Annotated in this window: 16 protein-coding genes; 7 read left to right on the top strand and 9 right to left on the bottom strand. The window is 64.3% G+C overall.

Annotation, left to right across the window (positions count from 1 at the left end):
• Positions 1-29 precede the first annotated feature (29 nt).
• On the bottom strand, positions 30-3,422 hold the full coding sequence (locus C6571_RS07655) for a helicase-related protein (RefSeq protein ID WP_106446156.1): 3,393 nt from the start codon (positions 3,420-3,422) through the stop codon (positions 30-32).
• A 372-nt stretch (positions 3,423-3,794) separates the two neighbouring features.
• On the opposite strand from C6571_RS07655, the gene C6571_RS07645 reads away from it, so the two are divergent.
• Positions 3,795-4,235 (top strand): acyl-CoA thioesterase, encoded by a 441-nt coding sequence (locus C6571_RS07645; protein WP_106446154.1) that lies wholly within the window; start codon positions 3,795-3,797, stop codon positions 4,233-4,235.
• A 29-nt stretch (positions 4,236-4,264) separates the two neighbouring features.
• Positions 4,265-5,176: an EamA family transporter gene (locus C6571_RS07640; RefSeq protein ID WP_106448107.1), complete on the top strand. Its 912-nt coding sequence runs from the start codon at positions 4,265-4,267 to the stop codon at positions 5,174-5,176.
• Positions 5,177-5,257: 81 nt separating this feature from the next.
• Here the strand turns inward: C6571_RS07640 and C6571_RS07635 are convergent, their stop codons facing one another.
• Entirely contained in the window at positions 5,258-5,554 is a 297-nt protein-coding gene (locus C6571_RS07635; protein WP_106446153.1) for a DUF4148 domain-containing protein, read from the bottom strand.
• Between the two features lie 231 nt (positions 5,555-5,785).
• Between C6571_RS07635 and C6571_RS07630 the strand changes: the two genes are divergently transcribed.
• Both C6571_RS07630 and C6571_RS07625 read left to right on the top strand, forming a co-directional pair.
• Positions 5,786-7,153 carry a D-serine ammonia-lyase gene (locus C6571_RS07630; protein ID WP_106446152.1) on the top strand — a complete coding sequence of 456 codons (1,368 nt, stop codon included), beginning with the start codon at positions 5,786-5,788 and terminating at the stop codon, positions 7,151-7,153.
• Positions 7,140-8,273 (top strand): NAD(P)/FAD-dependent oxidoreductase, encoded by a 1,134-nt coding sequence (locus C6571_RS07625; protein ID WP_106446151.1) that lies wholly within the window; start codon positions 7,140-7,142, stop codon positions 8,271-8,273. The genes C6571_RS07630 and C6571_RS07625 overlap by 14 nt, the downstream gene beginning before the upstream one ends.
• A gap of 60 nt (positions 8,274-8,333) precedes the next feature.
• Here C6571_RS07625 and pyrF read toward each other — a convergent pair whose 3' ends face one another.
• Genes pyrF through metX form a run of 4 tightly spaced genes read right to left on the bottom strand, consistent with a single transcriptional unit; the run spans position 8,334 to position 11,249 of the window.
• Positions 8,334-9,161, bottom strand: coding sequence for an orotidine-5'-phosphate decarboxylase (pyrF, locus tag C6571_RS07620; RefSeq protein WP_106446150.1), 828 nt, complete (start codon positions 9,159-9,161; stop codon positions 8,334-8,336).
• Positions 9,162-9,210: 49 nt separating this feature from the next.
• Entirely contained in the window at positions 9,211-9,450 is a 240-nt protein-coding gene (locus C6571_RS07615; RefSeq protein WP_146139319.1) for a hypothetical protein, read from the bottom strand.
• A gap of 36 nt (positions 9,451-9,486) precedes the next feature.
• Entirely contained in the window at positions 9,487-10,074 is a 588-nt protein-coding gene (metW, locus tag C6571_RS07610) for a methionine biosynthesis protein MetW (protein WP_106446148.1), read from the bottom strand.
• On the bottom strand, positions 10,071-11,249 hold the full coding sequence (gene metX / locus C6571_RS07605; RefSeq protein ID WP_106446147.1) for a homoserine O-succinyltransferase MetX: 1,179 nt from the start codon (positions 11,247-11,249) through the stop codon (positions 10,071-10,073). The genes metW and metX overlap by 4 nt, the downstream gene beginning before the upstream one ends.
• Before the next feature lie 347 nt (positions 11,250-11,596).
• On the opposite strand from metX, the gene C6571_RS07600 reads away from it, so the two are divergent.
• Positions 11,597-11,998: an RNA recognition motif domain-containing protein gene (locus C6571_RS07600; RefSeq protein WP_106448106.1), complete on the top strand. Its 402-nt coding sequence runs from the start codon at positions 11,597-11,599 to the stop codon at positions 11,996-11,998.
• A gap of 273 nt (positions 11,999-12,271) precedes the next feature.
• The gene (locus C6571_RS07595; protein ID WP_106446146.1) at positions 12,272-12,796 is read left to right on the top strand and encodes an RNA recognition motif domain-containing protein; all 525 of its coding nucleotides are present in this window, start codon (positions 12,272-12,274) and stop codon (positions 12,794-12,796) included.
• A 97-nt stretch (positions 12,797-12,893) separates the two neighbouring features.
• On the opposite strand, the gene lptC is transcribed toward C6571_RS07595, so the two are convergent.
• From lptC to C6571_RS07580, 3 genes are all read right to left on the bottom strand, one after another.
• Positions 12,894-13,523, bottom strand: a complete 630-nt coding sequence (gene lptC / locus C6571_RS07590) for an LPS export ABC transporter periplasmic protein LptC (protein ID WP_106446145.1) — start codon at positions 13,521-13,523, stop codon at positions 12,894-12,896.
• Positions 13,520-14,092, bottom strand: a complete 573-nt coding sequence (locus C6571_RS07585) for a KdsC family phosphatase (RefSeq protein ID WP_106446144.1) — start codon at positions 14,090-14,092, stop codon at positions 13,520-13,522. Before C6571_RS07585 ends, lptC begins: the two co-directional genes overlap by 4 nt.
• Before the next feature lie 158 nt (positions 14,093-14,250).
• Entirely contained in the window at positions 14,251-15,252 is a 1,002-nt protein-coding gene (locus tag C6571_RS07580; protein WP_106446143.1) for a KpsF/GutQ family sugar-phosphate isomerase, read from the bottom strand.
• A 117-nt stretch (positions 15,253-15,369) separates the two neighbouring features.
• On the opposite strand from C6571_RS07580, the gene C6571_RS07575 reads away from it, so the two are divergent.
• On the top strand, positions 15,370-17,355 hold the full coding sequence (locus tag C6571_RS07575) for a monovalent cation:proton antiporter family protein (RefSeq protein ID WP_106448105.1): 1,986 nt from the start codon (positions 15,370-15,372) through the stop codon (positions 17,353-17,355).
• Positions 17,356-17,362: the final 7 nt, after the last annotated feature.

The raw sequence follows: 17,362 nt of genomic DNA, 5'->3' as shown, positions 1-17,362 counted from the left end.
ACTCCAGCGTGTTGCGGTTGCGCATGGCTTCAAGCCCCCTCTTTTGCCACAAGCCCCATGGAGCACACCACGCGCGGTTCTCGCAACGTTGCATCGTCTTCGGCATAGGTCAGCCGCCCTTCTTCGCGCAGTGATTTCACCGCTTCAGCCAGCTCTTCGTCGTTCACGCCGCTGCGCATGAGGCGGTTGAGCAAATCAGCGGCGGTTTCCAGCAGGGGGCGCTGGTAGATGTCGTCGAGGGCGCGCTCCAGCTCGTCGTCGCGAAACAGGGTTTGCATTTGCTCGGTGGCGTAAGGCTTGAGGCGCTCGTAAGCCCGACGGCGCGGGCTGCTGGGGCGGCCCAGGCCGCCACCCACTGCTTTGTCCTGGCTCACCGCCAGTTGCAATCCTTGGGCGACCAACTCATGGTGGGCGGCAAGGCGTTGCACGGCAGGGGTGCCCGGCCCGCACTCCGCAGCGCGCAGTACGGTGAACTGCGATTCGGTCACGGTCTTGCCGTTGGCGCCCACCCAGGCGAGGTGGTCGTTGCCCTCGGGCGATTTGACGTAAACAAGCGCGCCGCCTTTGCCGGCGTCAGCCCCCAATGGCGGAAACCGGCTTTCGTCCAGCGCAAAGGCCTTGGCCGAATACACCACGGGCGGGAGCGATTCGACGGCGCGGGCGAGGTCGGGGTTTCCCTGCGTAGCCTGCTTCCATATTTGCCAGGCGTAAGAGGCAAGGTCTACCTCGTCGTCGCTATCGTCGAGCACGCCTTGCTTTTCCGTGTACAGGTCGCGGATGGTGCTGGCTTCGTCGTCTTCGAAGAAGGCTTCGTCAGTACCCACCACTTCGGCGTTTTCTTGCAGGCGCTGGCGGATGCGCGAGCGCAGTTGAATGAGCTGCTCCACACCATCGGCCGGCAGGAACGAATAGCAATGAATTTCTTCTGCCTGCTGGCCAATGCGGTCCACCCGGCCCGCACGCTGGATGAGGCGGATGATGGCCCAGGGCAGGTCGAAGTTGACGACGACGCTGCTGTCTTGCAGGTTCTGGCCTTCTGAGAGCACGTCGGTACAGATGAGCACGCGCACTTCGTCGGCCTTGGCCACTGTTTTGCCATTCGATTTGGGACTGAAACGGCAGGCCAATGCATAAGGGTCGGCACTGGCGCCAGTGGCTACCGCTACCTGGGTGATGCCGGCCTTGCGCGCCTCACGCTCCAGGTAGCGCGCGGTGTCGGCAAATTGGGTGAAGACCAGCACTTTGTCTTTGCCGTGTGCCCTTGTGAGCATGCGGCGCAGGGCTTGCCATTTGTGGTCCAGCTCGGCAGACCACGGGCCCTGGCTGTTCATCAGCTCGGTGAGCGTTTGCGTGTCCTCTGCCAAGGCTTGCGCGAGCTTGGCTCTGAACAGGTTGGGGCGAATCCACTTGAAGCGCTTTTTGTAGACGCTGGCGTATTGGTCATACACCGCCTTCGCGCGGGCCATGCCGTCTGGCAATCCGTCTTCGTCGGCGACGGCGTCTACCAAGCCATCGAGCAAGTCTTCCGGGTCTCCCTCGACGCCCTCGGCGTCTTCGTCGACGCGCTCCAAGTCCAGCAAGCCCGCGTCCAGCACCCCCACGGGGAGGTCCAGCCCATTCTCAATCGCGTACAGGTAGATCTGGTTGCGCAGCACATGGCGGTCGATGGACTGCAAGAATGAAAAGCCGCTGGATTCCAGCCGCTTGAACAGGTTGGTGCGACAGAACCCCATGAGGCGCTTACCCGCGCGCCCCAGGTTTTCGATGAGCTTGCGCTCAGCGGGCGTTGCCTGCTTTTCTTCCGCCGGATCAACGTACAGGCCCAAACCGTAGCGCGGCACATGCAGGGCGTTGATCTGCTCCACCACGCCAACGGAGTAGAGGCGTGCGTACCGGTCGGCCGGGTCAGCCTCATCGACCGCGAAGGTGACCGACAAGGGCTTGCGCACGGGAAAGTAGCGCTTTTCACCGTCGCTGCCAGCGATGTAGCGGCGGCCTTGCTTGTCGGCTTCGGTGTAGTGCTGAATGATGAAGCTGCGGGTGCGGCGCACCATGTAGAGACGAATCAGCTCGCGCCAGTCGTCAAATTCATCACTCTTCTCGATGGCTAGAATGGAATGCACCCGGCATTGGTGCCTGCGCTCAAAGTCGGCCTCGCTGATGCCGTGTTTGCGCATGTGCCGCTCGGGCCGGATGCCGATGTTGGCCCGCTCGTCGATGAACAAACGCAGTTGTGCTGATAGGTCGTGTTTGGTTTTGTTGTACGGCGTAGCCGTAAGCAGGATCACCTTGGCATCGCAGCTTTTGATGTATTCGGCGATGGCCTTGTAGCGCCGGCCTTCACGGTTGCGCAGGTTGTGGCTTTCATCGATCAGCACCAAGCGGTAGCGCTTGAGATTCGGTAGTTTTTTGGTGACTTGCGAGACCGGCAACACCATGCCGCGCAGGCCGTATTCGGTTCGGTATTGCTCCCACATGGGTTCGAGGTTCTTCGGGCAGATGATGAGCGTCTCGTAGCCCAAATCGTCCTCAAACATGCGTGCCAGCGCGGTGGCCATCATGGTTTTGCCCAGGCCCACTACGTCGCCAATCATCACGCCGCCACGGCGGTGCAGGTGGCGGGCAGCGATCTTCACCGCACTTTTCTGAAACTCGAACAGGTCTTGCTCAAAACGCACTGGCAGCCGAAACTGGCTTAGCCCAGCCCGCGCCTCGGTGCTGAGGTGGTACGCCATGTTCAGATAGATGTGGTACGGCGCAATGGCTTCTTCGCGCGCCCAACTGGCTTCGATGATGGCGGCCAAATCGCCCGAAATATCTAGTGCCCAACGCTCTTCCCATCGGGCGTTGAACCACGCCGAGAGCTTTTGTGTGCCGAGGTGGTCCAGCACGTCCACGTTCAGTTCACCTTGCTTGGCCAGCCCGGCCAGCGTGAGGTTGCTGCTGCCCACAAAACCGGTGATCGGGTTGTTGACATCGTCACGAAACAGCAAATAGAGCTTGGCATGCAAGGGGTAGGGCAAAAACAACTTCACCACGACCTGCCCCGCGCGCAGTTGCCGGGCCAGTCTGCGCAGCCCGGCTTCGTCTTGTCCGGTGGGGATGCCCAGCGTGATCTGCTCCCGCAGGTGGGCTGCAAACTGGGTTTTCAGGCGGCTGGCGGTCGCGTTGTCGATCAAGCCGACTTCACCGGTTTGCCGGTAGATTTCCCTGATCTCTTCGTACGGTGGCCGCTGCATGCCCACCAACACGCGGCAGACCTGACCGGCGTCTGGTGCCCAGTGGTTGATGGTTTCGTCGAGAGCCTGCCAGCCACGCAGGTTCATGTACCCGATGCAAAAGTCAGCGCGGTGCGCCACTTCTAAGCTCGCCTTGAGGGCGTCGAGCAGATCGAGTTCAATGTTGTCGAAAATACGGGACATGCCTGAGCGCTTTCGGGTTGATGGGATCATTGTGCCCGCGTAAGCTGCTCCAAAAGCTGCACCAACTGCGCGACGCCGGCAACACCATCGTCGTCATCGAGCACAACCTGGACGTGATCAAGACGGCCGACTGGATCATCGACATGGGGCCCGAGGGCGGCGCCGGCGGTGGCACCGTGGTGGGCATGGGAACGCCGGAGCAGCTCGCAGACAACCCGGCGAGCCATACGGGGCACTACCTACGGAAATATCTGGTCAAATTGGGCTCTAGCGCTTATTGGGTAAGCGTCAACAGCTATCTATTCAATAGTATTCCTGGGGAAGCGCTCTCGGGAATAATGTGCTCTCCACCGCGCCAATCCACGCCCGCCCATGCACTCCATCACCCTGCGCTTTCTGGCACCACGCAATACGTCCCACACTGGCGCCCGCATCTCCGGCGGCAGCGTTCTTGGCTGGGTGGACGAAGCGGGCTTTGCCTGCGCCTCGGCCTGGGCGCGCGGCGACTGCGTTACAGCCTTTGTCGGCAACGCGCACTTTTTGCGGCCGGTGCACGCGGGCGATCTGGTCGAGGTGCGTGCGCACCTGGCCTTCACCGGCGAAACCAGCATGAGCCTGGCCATCGAAGTGCACACCGGCGCGCTGGCCAGCAGCGAGCTGCACATGGTGCTGCACTGCGCGGCCGTCTATGTGGCGCTGGATGCGGCCGGCGCGCCGCGCGCGGTGGATCGTTTCAGTCCGGAAACGCCTGGCGATATGGCGCTCGCGCAGCGGGTTCAGGCGCAGATTGCCGCCGCGCAGGCGGTGCAGTGAACGCTGCCGCCCGGCAGGATCCGGGCGCCATGGGCGCGCTGGATTTGCTGGGTGCGCTGGCGGTGGTGATTATCTGGGGGCTCAACTTCATTGCCATGAAGTGGGGCTTGGAGAGTTTCACCCCCTTTGAGCTTGGCGCTGTGCGCTACATGGCGGCGGCGCTCCCCATGGTGTTTCTGATTCGCCCGCCGCGCATTGGCTGGCGCTGGGTGGTGGGCTTTGGCATGTTCCAGGGCGTGGCACAGTTCAGTTTTGGTTTCTTCGCACTCAAGCTGGGCATGACCGCCGCACTGGCCAGCGTGCTGATGCAGACGCAGGTGTTCTTCACGGCCCTCTTTGGCTTCATTGCGCTGGGCGAGCGCCCGAGCCGGCCGCTGCTGATCGGCATGGCGCTGGCCGGTGTGGGTCTCGTGTGTTTTGGCATGAACTTTATCGGGCCCGAGGCGGGGAGCGCGGGCGGTGCGACGCTGATCGGCATTGCGCTCACGCTGTGCGCCGCCGCATCGTGGTCGGTTTCCAACATCGTCGCGCGGATGGCACAGCGCGCCGCACCGGGGTACGACCCGCTGGCCTTCGTCGTGTGGTCTTGCCCCGCGCCTATTCTTGCCTTTGTGGCGCTGGTGGCCATCACCGAGCCGGCTGCCGGGCGCTGGCTCGACGCCAGCACCTGGGCTGCACTGCCGGCGGTGGCCTGGGGCTCGGTGGCCTACCTCGGCTGGATGGCCACCATTCTTGGCTACGGCTTGTGGACGCGACTCTTGACACGCCACCCCGCGAACCGCGTGGCGCCCTTCAGCCTGGGTGTGCCGGTGGTGGGCCTGGCAGCCGGCATGCTGGTGCTGGGCGAAGTGGTCACGCCCTGGCAGTGGGCCGGCACGGCGTTTGTGGTGGCGGCGCTGGTCTGCGTGGTGCTGGGCGGGCACTGGGCGCAGCGCAGATAGGACAAAGCCCGCAGGGCTTGCACCAATGCGGGCTTGGAAATGGCTTGGGCTGCAGGAGGCAGGCGTAAGGCCTGCCCGCGATCAGCTGAAGTTGCCGGTGGCGATTTCGTGCGCGCGGATGGCAACGCGGGCTTCTTCGCGCACGGCGGCGCGGGTCAGCACGGTGGCGGGTTGGGCGGCGGCGGGAGCCACATAGAAATTCTTGAAGTTGGGGGCGGCTTGCACTGCCTCGGCCATCACTTCAGCGCGGGTGCGGCTGGGCGTGAAGCCGACTTCAAAGTCGGTGCCGTACAGATCGCCAGCGGTCTGGGCAGCTTGGGCGCCGACAGAGGCAAAAGCAGCAACAGCGGCGATAGAGAGAATGCGTGCGGTGTTCATGATGGTTTCCTTTCAATGTACTGAGTGAATCCGCTGATCCGGGGAGCCATCGGGTCCCTGGGGGCGGTTTCGGTGAGTCGTGTTCTGTGTGCGACTCATCGATGGGTTGAACTGTACGCACTATGAAGTCATAGAAAAACTACCAAGTCACGAACTGACTGTTCCAGTTTTAGCAACTATCAACTGGAGTTCCTTTCAGACGTTCTTGCCGACCGTGGGCACAATGCCGCCATGACTTCCTTTCTGGCTCCCGACTCCCCAAGCCCCGGCGACAGCGCGCTGGAGGCACAGATTCGCCGCGCCGAGCCCTGCCTGTGGATCAATCCTGCCTGCACCGCCACTCCTGAAGCTGGCGCGGTGACCGCGCTTCAGATCGACGCCGCCGTGCAGCGCTTTGCCCGCGCGCAGAACCTGCTGCAGCAGGTGTTCCCTGCGCTGCGTGAAACCGGCGGCCGCATTGCCTCACCCCTGCTGCGGGCCAGCGCCTTGCAGCAGGCGCTGGGTCTGAACGAGGACGAAGGACAGCTCTGGACCCAATGCGACCACCTGCTGCCGGTGGCCGGATCGGTCAAGGCACGCGGTGCCATGCACGAAGTGCTGGAATTTGCCGAAGGCCTGGCCGTTGCGCACGGCCTCATCGACGCCCACAGCGATCTGGCACCCCTGGCCGATGCCCCGGCACGCGCCCTGTTTGCGCAGCATGAAATCGTCGTCGGCTCTACCGGCAATCTGGGCATGGGCGTTGGGCTGATTGCCACGGCACTGGGTTTTCGGGCCCGGGTGCATATGTCGCAAGACGCCAAGGCCTGGAAGAAAGCGCGCCTGCGGGCCCATGGCGTGCAGGTGGTGGAGCATGAGGGCGACTACGAACGCGCCGTGCACGCTGGGCGCGAAGCGGCGGCGCGCGACCCCGCCTGCCATTTTGTCGACGACGAGCAGTCGCGCTCGCTGCTGCTGGGCTACAGCGCGGCGGCGGCCGATTTGCAAACGCAGTTGCACCAGGCAGGGGTTCGGGTGGACGCCGCGCATCCGCTGTTCGTCTATCTGCCCTGCGGCGTGGGTGGCGCGCCGGGCGGCATTGCGCTGGGTCTGCGCGAGCGCTTGGGCGCGCATGTGCACTGCTTTTTTGTCGAGCCGGTGCAGTCGCCCTGCATGCTGGTGCAGCTGCGCGCCGGTATGGCGCAGCATCCGTCGGTCTACGATTTCGGCCTGAACAACCGCACCGAAGCCGATGGCCTGGCCGTACCGCGCGCATCACTTCTGGCGGCGGCCCTGATGCGCGAGCGCCTGGCCGGCGTGTACACCGTGACCGATGACGCGCTGTTCGCCCACCTGGCGCGCGCCCATGCCGCCGAGGGTCTGCGGCTGGAGCCTTCGGCCGCAGCCGGCCTTGCTGGCCCGCTGCGCCTGGTGCGCAGTGCGGCGGGCCGCGCCTGGCTGGCAGAGCAAGGCCTGCTCAGCCAACTGCCGCAGGCGACCCACCTGGCCTGGACGACGGGCGGTGCTTTGCTGCCCGATGCCGAATTTGCCCAATTTCTTGAACGCGGCGAGGCGGTCATTCACCGCCAAGCCCAGGGAGAGCCCCATGACAAGCATTGATTTCGCCATTGTCGGCGCCGGCATTGCAGGCGCCAGCCTGGGTTGGGAACTGGCGACGCGCGGCAGCGTGCTGCTGCTGGAGCGTGAAGGCCTGCCCGGCTACCACACCACCGGCCGCTCGGCGGCCTTGTTTCTTGAAACCTACGGCACGCCGGCCATTCGCGCCATGACGCGCGCCAGCCGGTCGTTTCTGCAGACACCGCCCGCCGGCTTCTGCGAGAGCGCCATCCTCTCGCCGCGCGGCGTGGTCTACATCGCCGGACCGGACCAGATGGAACTGCTCGACGCCACCGAAGCCGAACTGCGCCCCCACGCGCCGGGCCTGGAGCGTTTGTCCGCTGACGCACTTGCGGCGCGGCTGCCTTTCCTGCGCCGGGACGCCCTGGGCGGCGGTCTGCAGGAAGCCGGGGCCGCCGATATCGACGTGCACAGCTTGCACCAGGGCTATCTGCGTGGGCTGCGCCAGCGCGGCGGCGTGCTGCGCACCGACGCCGAGGTCATGGCGGCAAAGCGCAGCGATGGCCTGTGGGATATCACGCTGGCCGACGGCAGCCACGTGCAGGCGCGCACCCTGATCAACGCGGCGGGCGCCTGGGCCGACGTGCTGGGCGAAATGGCGGGCGCAGCCCCGATAGGTCTCACGCCGTGCCGGCGCACGGCCTTCACCTTCCCGGCGCCAGACGGCCTGGATCTGGCGCGCATGCCGGCCATCATTGCCGTGGATGAGAGCTTCTACATCAAGCCCGACGCGCGCCAGTTGCTGGGATCGCCCGCCAACGCCGACCCGATGCATCCGCACGACGTCGCGCCCGAAGAGATCGATGTGGCCACGGGCATCTTTCACATCGAGCAGATGACGCACTTCAGCATTCGTCGGCCCTCGCACACCTGGGCGGGGCTGCGCTCGTTTGTGCCAGACGGCGAGATGGTGATTGGCTGGGATGGCGCCGTGGACGGCCTGTTCTGGCTGGCCGCCCAGGGCGGCTACGGCATCCAGAGCGCCCCAGCCTACGCATTGCTGGCGCGCAACCTTCTGCTGGGTGAGGCGCTGGACGAGCGCCTGACAGCGCAAGGCGTGGACGCTGCCGCCATGGCGCCCGGTCGCTTGCGTTCAATTTGAGGTGAAATTGGCCTCCAGCGCTTGATGCACAAGCGTTGGTAGCTCTTTATTAGATAGCGCTCATGCAGGCAAGGCGGCTTGCAACATCGCCCGTGTGCGCTCGGCTTCGCTCCGCGCAGCCTGGGCAAAGTCCTTGCCGCTGCTGGCGTACAAAATCGCGCGGGACGAGTTGACGATGATCGGGCCGTCTGGCCGCCAACCGGCGCGCACCGTGGCTGCGGCGTCGCCCCCTTGCGCGCCCACGCCAGGAATGAGCAGCGGCACCGTGGGCGCCAGCGCGCGCACGCGCTCGATCTCGGCCGGGTAGGTGGCACCCACCACCAGCCCGAGCTGGCCGTTGCGGTTCCACGGCCCCTGTGCCAGGCGGGCGATGTGCTCGTACAGGCGCGGCTGGCCTTCCACATCGGCCAGGCGCTGGTTTTGCAGGTCGTCACCGCCAGGGTTGGACGTGCGACACAACAGGAATGCGCCCTTGCCGGGGTACTGCAGGTACGGCGCAACGGAATCAAAACCCATGAAGGGCGAGAGCGTCACCGCGTCGGCACCGTAGCGCTCGAACGCCTCCTTGGCGTACTGCTCGGCGGTCGAACCGATGTCGCCGCGCTTGGCGTCCAGAATGATCGGCACCTGTGGCGCATTGGCCCGCATGTGCTGCATCAGCCGCTCAAGCTGGTCCTCGGCGCCGTGCGCGGCGAAGTAGGCAATCTGCGGCTTGAAAGCGCAGACCAGGTCGCAGGTGGCGTCGACGATGGCGGCGCAGAAGTCGTAGAGACGGTTGGGGCCCTCGTGCAAACAAGCAGGCAAGCGCGTGGGCTCGGGGTCCAGGCCGACGCAGAGCATCGAGGCGTTCTGCGCCGAAGCGGCGCGCAGCATGTCGAGGAAGTCCATGCGGGGATTTTAGGAGCGAGGGCGACAGAACCAGCCGGGGGCAGTGCGCCTATCGGCCGTTGTACACCGCACGTCCCACGAATAAAAAAGCGAACCCAGCAAAAACGTAGAAACCACCGCTCAAAATCCTCCCCGCCAGCGGCCCAAAAAAATCCGTCGCCAACATGGCCAAACCACAGATGGCCTGGCAACTGAGCCCCGTCGTGGCAGGTGATACGCCCAACACCAAGACTGAAACGCCAAAAGGTAAAGCAAACAAACCGAACAAAAACAGGAAGGCACCCACCATGCGCCGCTCTCGTACGTTCACTGCTGCGCGCATTGCTTAAACAGCCCGCTCAAAATGAAACACCGCCGTCCCGGCACGCGCGTTCGGCAGCCAGCGCACAACTTCTCCCTCCTGCAAACCAAAGGCATCCAGGATGCGCAGCTGGTTCTTGTGCGCGAGGACCTCAAAGTCCTTGAATGTGCCAACGCGAATATTGGGTGTGTCGTACCACTGGTAGGGCAGGCGCCGCGTCACGGGCATGCGCCCGCGCAGCACCGAGAGGCGGTTGGGCCAATGGGCGAAGTTGGGAAAGGCGACGATACCCGCGCGCCCGACACGCGCGGTTTCACGCAGCATGATTTCGGCGTTGCGCAAATGGGGCAGGGTGTCGATCTGTAGCACCACGTCAAACGAGTTGTCCTCGAAGATGGCCAGGCCTTCTTCGAGGTTGAGCTGCACCACGTTGACCCCGCGGCGCACGCAGGCCAGCACGTTGGCGTCGTCAATCTCGACGCCGTAGCCGCTGCAGCCGCGCTCACGCTGCAGGTAGTCGAGCATGGCGCCGCCGCCGCAGCCCAGATCGAGCACGCGCGAGCCCTGGGGGACCAGCGCGGCCAGCGCCTGCATGGTGGCTTTTTCGGTCATGCCAGCTCCTTGGCAATGCGATCGAAATACGCGCCCACGACGCCGAGGTAGCGCGCATCGTCGAGCAAAAAGGCGTCGTGCCCGTGCGGCGCGTCGATTTCGGCATAGCTCACGTCGCGCCGGTTCTCCAGCAGCGCCTTGACGATTTCGCGTGAGCGCGCGGGCGCAAAGCGCCAGTCGGTAGTGAAGCTCACCAGCAGGAATTTGGCGGTAGCGCGCGCCAGCGCACGCGTCAGGTTGCCGCCAAAGGCGCGCGCAGGGTCAAAGTAGTCGAGCGCACGGGTGATCAGCAAATAGGTGTTGGCGTCGAAATACTCGCTGAACTTGTCGCCCTGGTAGCGCAGGTAGCTCTCTATCTGGAATTCGATGTCCTGGGTGCTGTAGTGGTAGTCGCGCAGCAAGGTCGCAGGGTCGTCCGAAGGCGGCGCCTGGCCGGCCAGCAGGTCTGGCGGCCTGAGGCTGCGGCCGAACTTCTCGTTCATCACATCGTCGCTCAGGTAGGTGATGTGGCCGATCATGCGGGCGATGCGCAGTCCGCGTTTTGGAATGACGCCGTGGCGATAGAAGTTGCCGCCGTGGAAATCGGGGTCGGTCACGATGGCGCGGCGCGCGACCTCGTTGAAGGCGATGTTCTCGGCCGTGAGGTTGGGCGCACTCGCCACGACGACGGCGTTGCGCACGCGCTCGGGGTACTGCAGCGCCCACGACAGCGCCTGCATGCCCCCCAGGCTGCCGCCGAGCACGGCGGCCAGTTGCGCGATGCCCAGCACATCGAGCAGCCGCGCCTGGGCGTGGACCCAGTCTTCCACCGTGACTACGGGAAAGTCGGCGCCATAGACTTGGCCCGTGGCAGGGTTCTCATGCATCGGGCCGGTCGAGCCAAAGCACGAGCCCAGGTTGTTGATGCCGATGACGAAGAAGCGGTTGCTGTCCACCGGTTTGCCGGGACCGATCATGTTGTCCCACCAACCTTCGCTTTTGTCCTCACCCGCGTACACACCCGCAACATGGTGCGATGCATTGAGCGCGTGGCATACCACCACGGCATTGGAGCGCTCAGCGTTGAGCGTGCCGTAGGTTTCGAATGCCAGCGTGTAGCCGGCGATGACCGCGCCACTCTGCAAGGCGAGTGGTTCGGAAAAATGCTGAAACTGGGGCGTGGCGAGCAGCGGCATAAAAAAACCCGGCAACGCTAAAAACGGTACCGGGGGGCTCGGAGACGGTCTTTAGCAGTATTTGTAGAGCGCCCGCAAGCTGTGGCAAATCGGCGCGTGGCGGCAACTATAGCAAAGCGGTAGGTGCCCATGCGCGCGATACGGGCGTTGCGCCAGGGCACAAATCAGAAGAAAAGGCAAATAAAAGCGATCATCCTGGCAAATTGGCAGATAATGGTCTCGTTTTTTCGCATGTCGAAAAAGCAGTGTATGAGCGGTGTCTGGTCAGTTTCGCGTCTTTGAAGTCGTCACAGGTTTGTTGATTGCGTCGGACTCCATCGCGTTTTATGTTTCTTCAGGAGTCCTTCATGGGCAACAAACTTTACGTGGGCAACCTGCCCTATTCTTTCCGCGACAGCGACCTCGAGCAAACCTTCGGCCAGTACGGTGCCGTTTCCAGCGCCAAGGTCATGATGGAGCGCGACACCGGTCGTTCCAAGGGTTTCGGTTTTGTCGAAATGGGCAGCGATGCCGAGGCACAGGCCGCCATCCAAGGCGTGCATGGCCAAAACTTTGGCGGCCGTGACCTTGTGGTCAACGAAGCCCGTCCAATGGAGCCCCGCGCTCCGCGCAGCGGCGGCTTCGGCGGCGGCGCTGGTGGTGGCGGCGGTTACGGCGGTGGTGGTGGCGGCGGCTATGGTGGCGGCGGCGGTAGCCGCAGCGGTGGTGGTGGCGGTGGTGGCTACGGCGGTGGCCGCGGCGGCTACTGATCTGTCCCTTGCCATTGCCGAACTTGTTTCGGCAGGCAGACTAAGGAACCCTCGGGTTCCTTTTTTGTTGTCCGTGCGCGCAAAAAATCCATCAAACCGCTTGCATTTCGCTGAAAAAGCGGATTCATAATGCGCGAGCGGGCGTTTCAGCAGGAACGCGCACGCAAGGTTTGCGGTGATGCGTCGGGTTCACGCAGTTGGTGTCGTTGCGATGATCTGCTTGCGTTTCGGGACTCCATCGCTTTTTCTTTGTGTTCTTGAGGAGTCCCAAGCATGGGCAACAAACTGTATGTGGGCAACCTGCCCTATGGTGTGCGTGACAACGATCTGGAGCAGGCCTTTGGCGAATTCGGCGCGGTCACCAGTGCCAAAGTCATGATGGAGCGCGATACCGGCCGCTCCAAAGGCTTCGGCTTCGTTGAAATGGGCAGCGACGCGGAAGCCCAGGCGGCAATCCAGGGGATGAACGGCCAGTCGCTTGGCGGTCGCGCCATTGTGGTGAACGAAGCCCGTCCAATGGAACCCCGTCCGCCCCGCTCCGGTGGATTTGGCGGTGGTGGCGGGTACGGTGGCGGTGGCGGCTACGGTGGCGGGCGCAGCGGCGGCGGCGGTGGCGGTTATGGCGGCGGCCGCGAAGGCGGAGGCGGCGGCTATGGTGGTGGCGGGCGCGAGGGCGGTGGCTACGGCGGCGGTGGCCGCAGCGAAGGCGGGTTCCGCAGCCCCTACGGCTCGGGCCCACGCGGCGGCGGCAATAGCGGTGGCGGCGGCCGTGGCGGAGATTACGGCGGCGGATATTGATCGCCCCCAGTAGCCCCCTAAAAGGCCTCTTCGGAGGCTTTTTTCATATTCAAAATTGCTATTGAATAAATAGCTTGCAACCCTTTATAAACGTGCGCTAGCGGCTTTTTTTATCTGCATTTTTTGCTGACAAGGTGCCGCGCACGTTGCCCTGCATCTTCAGTACCTGCGCCAGATTGTCGTATTCCAGTCCATCGGCCGTAAACTGGTCTTTGCCGCGCGTGAGCGTAACGGGAAGATTGGAACGCACCCGTTCAAGTTGCGGCCAGACGTGCAGGTATTCACCTTCAAAGGACAGCTGTGGCTGGGTCGGCGCGCGCGCGCCGGTTGCCGCGTCTCGCACCACGCGGGCATTGCCAAAGAGCTGCACTTCCGAGCCGTCGGCGTTGCTCACAGCCCGTTCTGAGGAGGCATGCGTCAGGCGACCAGCGGCGTCGACAGAGCGCAATCGCATGCGGTCAATTTCCAGCGTGTCGGTGTCGGGATAGTGGCGCCCCATGTCGCCCCGCACTTCGCTGAGCAGCGTGCCGTCGGCACCAAAATTCTTCACCGAAAAATTCTGCATGAAGTAATCGGGTTCGTGACCGCGCGGCGCCTCCTGGGCGTCCGACGGCACCGAAGGGGCGTTGCGCACCAGCCACCAGCTTCCCAGCGCCAGCAGGCCCATGAGCAAAACGGGCAGGTACACCGCGATGCGGTCCCAGGCACGTTGCGTGCGGCTCCTCATGTGCAATGTTCAGCCAGCAGGCGAGCGTAGGCGCCATTCGCCATCAGCAAGAGGTCGCAAAACTCGCGCGCAGCGCCCACTCCAGCGCGCGCTGCGGTCACATGGTGGGCACGGGAGCGCACTTCGACATGGGCGTCGGGTGGCGCGCAGGCAAAGCGCGCGCGCCGCATCATCGGCAGGTCTGGCCAGTCGTCGCCGATGGCTGCGGCCTGGTTCCAGGCCAGGCCCAATTGGTCCAGCAAACGCTGCGCGGCCGGGGCTTTGTCTTCTGTGCCAAACACCGCGTGCTCGACGCCCAGCGCCGAAAGCCGCAGCCGCAGCGGCGCAGAGTCGCGCCCGGTGATGATGGCCGGCACGATGCCGGCCTTCTGCAAAAGCTTGAGCCCATGGCCGTCGAGTGTATGGAAGCGCTTGAGCGTCTCACCCGCCTCGCTGAAATAGATGCCTCCGTCGGTCAGCACGCCGTCGACGTCGAAGAAAGCCACACGCACGTCCTGTGCAGCCAGGAGCAGTTCCGGCGCGAAGCCCAGTGCGGGCAGAGTTCCGGACCGAAGCATTTCAGTGATCATTCGCTTCATACACCGCGCATGAACAAGGCACCGCACAGCCCAGCAGCCGCCGCCCAGGGGCCGCCCCGCCGCCCTGGCGGCGCCCCCCTTCCCGCATCGCGCAGCGAAGCGAGAGAAGGGGGATGCGGCGCAGCCGCACAGGGGGTTGTCGCAACACCTCAGATCACCTTGGCGCGCAGCAGGTCGCGAATGTGGACCACGCCTTGGAGAATGTCGCCGTCGGCGACCACCAAGACGCTGGTGATGCCATGCGTTTCCATCAGCGCTGCCGCGTCAACGGCCAAGGCATCTGCGCGAATGGTGCGAGGGTGGATGTGCATGAGCTCGGCGGCGCTTGCAGGGCGCAGATCGGTACCGCTCTCGATGCGCCGGCGCAGGTCGCCGTCGGTGAAGATGCCCAGGATGCGGCCGGCTTCGTCGACCACGGCGGCGGCGCCCAGACCCTTGGCGCTCATCTCGCGCATGAGCTCGATAAAGCCGGCCTCGGGGCCTACCCGAGGCAGCTCGTCGCCGCTGCGCATGACGTCGCTGACGTGGGTGAGCAATTTGCGTCCCAGCGCGCCGCCAGGATGGGAGCGGGCGAAATCTTCAGCGCGAAAGCCGCGCGCATCAAGCAAGGCCACAGCCAGCGCGTCGCCCATGGCCAGTTGCGCTGTGGTGCTGGTGGTGGGCGCCAGATTCAGGGGGCAGGCCTCGCGTTCCACACTGCTGTCGAGCACGGTGTCGGCATGCTGCCCCAGGGTGGAGCCGGGCCGCCCGGTGATGGCTACCAGTGGCGTGCCCAGCCGACGCAGCACGGGCAGGATGGCCGTCAGCTCAGCGCTTTCGCCGCTGTTGGAAATGGCGAGCACCAGATCGCCCGAAGTCACCATGCCCAGATCGCCGTGACTGGCCTCGGCGGGGTGCACAAACAGGGCAGGCGTGCCCGTGGAGGCGAGCGTCGCAGCAATTTTTCGGCCCACATGGCCGCTCTTGCCCATGCCCATGACCACAACGCGTCCTGAAGCTAGCAGGATGGCGTGGACGGCATCGCAAAAGGGCGTGCCCAAGGCGCCCGCCAATTGATTCAGCGCTGCCGCTTCAATTTCGAATGTTTCGCGCCCCAGACGCAATGCTCGCTCTGGGTCGAACGGACGCGTGGAAAGGGTAGCGACATGCATGGAGCGATTCTATCGGCGGGCCAAAAATCTGTTTACGGCCTCCGAACCACTCAGGAAGATTGAAGACAGGGATCAAGTTTCTCCGTGCAACGGACCCGCACAAGCTAGCATTGGATGATGTCCAGCCTCGCTCTCACGCTTTTGTACCTGCTGGCTGCGGTCTTGGGCGTTGTTGCGTGCCGCAGCCTGCGCATGCCTCCCATGCTGGGCTATCTGATCGCGGGTGTGCTGATTGGACCCAACGCGCTCGCCCTGGCCCGCAACTCGGAGAGCGTGCGCCACCTGGGCGAATTCGGCGTGGTCTTTCTGATGTTTGCCATTGGCCTTGAGTTCAGCCTGCCCAAGCTGCGCGCCATGCGTGCCCAGGTGTTTGGACTCGGACTGCTGCAGGTGGCATTGACGATGGCCGTCGGTTTCGGCGGCACGCTGCTGCTGGCGCAGTGGCTGGGCGGTGTGTGGGACGTGGGGTGGCAGACCGCCCTGGCGCTCGCCGGTGTGTTGGCCATGAGCAGCACAGCCATCGTCGTGAAGCTGATGTCCGAACGCGCGGAGATCGAGAGCGAGCACGGGCGCAACGTGATGGGCATCCTGCTGTTCCAGGACCTCGCCGTCGTGCCGCTTCTGGTGATGGTGCCAGCCCTGGGCTCATCGCCTGAGCTCTTGCTGGGGGCTCTCGGCCTGGCGCTGCTCAAGGCCACAGTGCTGGTCACTGTGCTACTCACAGGAGGACAGGGTGTGATGCGCTGGTGGCTCACGCTGGTGGCGCGCCGCAAGAGCGATGAGCTTTTCATGCTCAACCTGCTGCTGATCACGCTGGGGCTGGCCTGGCTCACGGATCTCGCCGGCCTGAGCCTGGCGCTGGGCGCCTTCATCGCCGGTGTTCTTGTATCGGAAACCGAATACCGTCACCAGGTGGGCACCGATATCCGTCCATTTCACGATGTGCTGCTGGGGCTTTTTTTCATCACCATCGGCATGATGCTGGACTGGCACATCCTGCTGGAGCAATGGTGGCTGGTGATCGGGCTGCTGGTGGTCCCGTTGCTGCTGAAGCTGCTGATCATTCTGGTGCTGGCGCGCCTCACCGGCGCGAGCACCGGCGTGGCGCTGCGCACCGGCCTGTATCTGGCGCAAGCGGGTGAATTCGGCTTCGTGCTGCTGTCATTGACCTTGCAGAACGGCCTGCTGCGGCCGGCATTGATGAACCCCATTCTCGCGGCCATGGTGCTTTCCATGGTGGCTACGCCCTTTCTGATTCTCTACAGCAACCGCATCGTCATGCGCCTGGTGGCCAGTGACTGGCTGCTGCAGTCGTTGCAAATGACCCAGATTGCCCGAAAGACGATCGACACCAGCGGTCACGTCATCATCTGCGGCTATGGCCGCTGCGGACAAAACCTGGCGCGCATGCTCGAGCGCGAATCGATTCCCTATCTCGCGCTCGATCTGGATCCTGACCGCGTCCGCCAGGCCGCTGCTGCTGGGGACAAGGTGGTGTATGGCGACGCGACACGTCTGCAGGCCCTGATGGCAGCAGGTCTGGTGCGTGCCAGTGCTGTGGCCGTTACTTACCTGGAGCTGCCAGCCGCCCTCAAGGTACTGGCGAACGCGCGCGCGCATGCACCGCACGTGCCGGTCGTGGTGCGCACGCAGGACGACTTGCACCTGGAGCGCCTGCGCGAGGCCGGTGCGACCGAAGTGGTGCCCGAGGCGATCGAAGGCTCGCTGATGCTGGCAAGCCATGCGCTCGCACTGGTGGGGGTGCCAATGCGGCGCGTGATCCGCTCAGTGCAAGACCAGCGCGACGCCCGCTATCAGCTGCTGCGCGGCTATTTTCACGGTGCCGACGACGACACTGCCGCCGAACGCGAACAGGCCCGCCTGGTCACCCTGACCCTTCCCGCCGGCGCAGCGACTTTGGGGCAGGCCTTGGGGCAACTCGGTTTGCCCGAAATGGGCGTAAGCGTGGTGAATCTGCGCGACGGCCTGGGTCACGCGCTGACAGCCAACGACGCGTCGGTGCTGGCCGAGGGCGATACGCTGGTGCTCTCGGGCGCTCCCCCTGCGCTGGCGCTGGCAGAAGAGCGGCTGCTGCGCGGCTGATCCTGGC

The sequence above is a fragment of the Simplicispira suum genome, assembly GCF_003008595.1.
GTDB lineage: Bacteria > Pseudomonadota > Gammaproteobacteria > Burkholderiales > Burkholderiaceae_C > Simplicispira > Simplicispira suum.
This window is presented reverse-complemented; position numbering and strand designations above follow the sequence as displayed.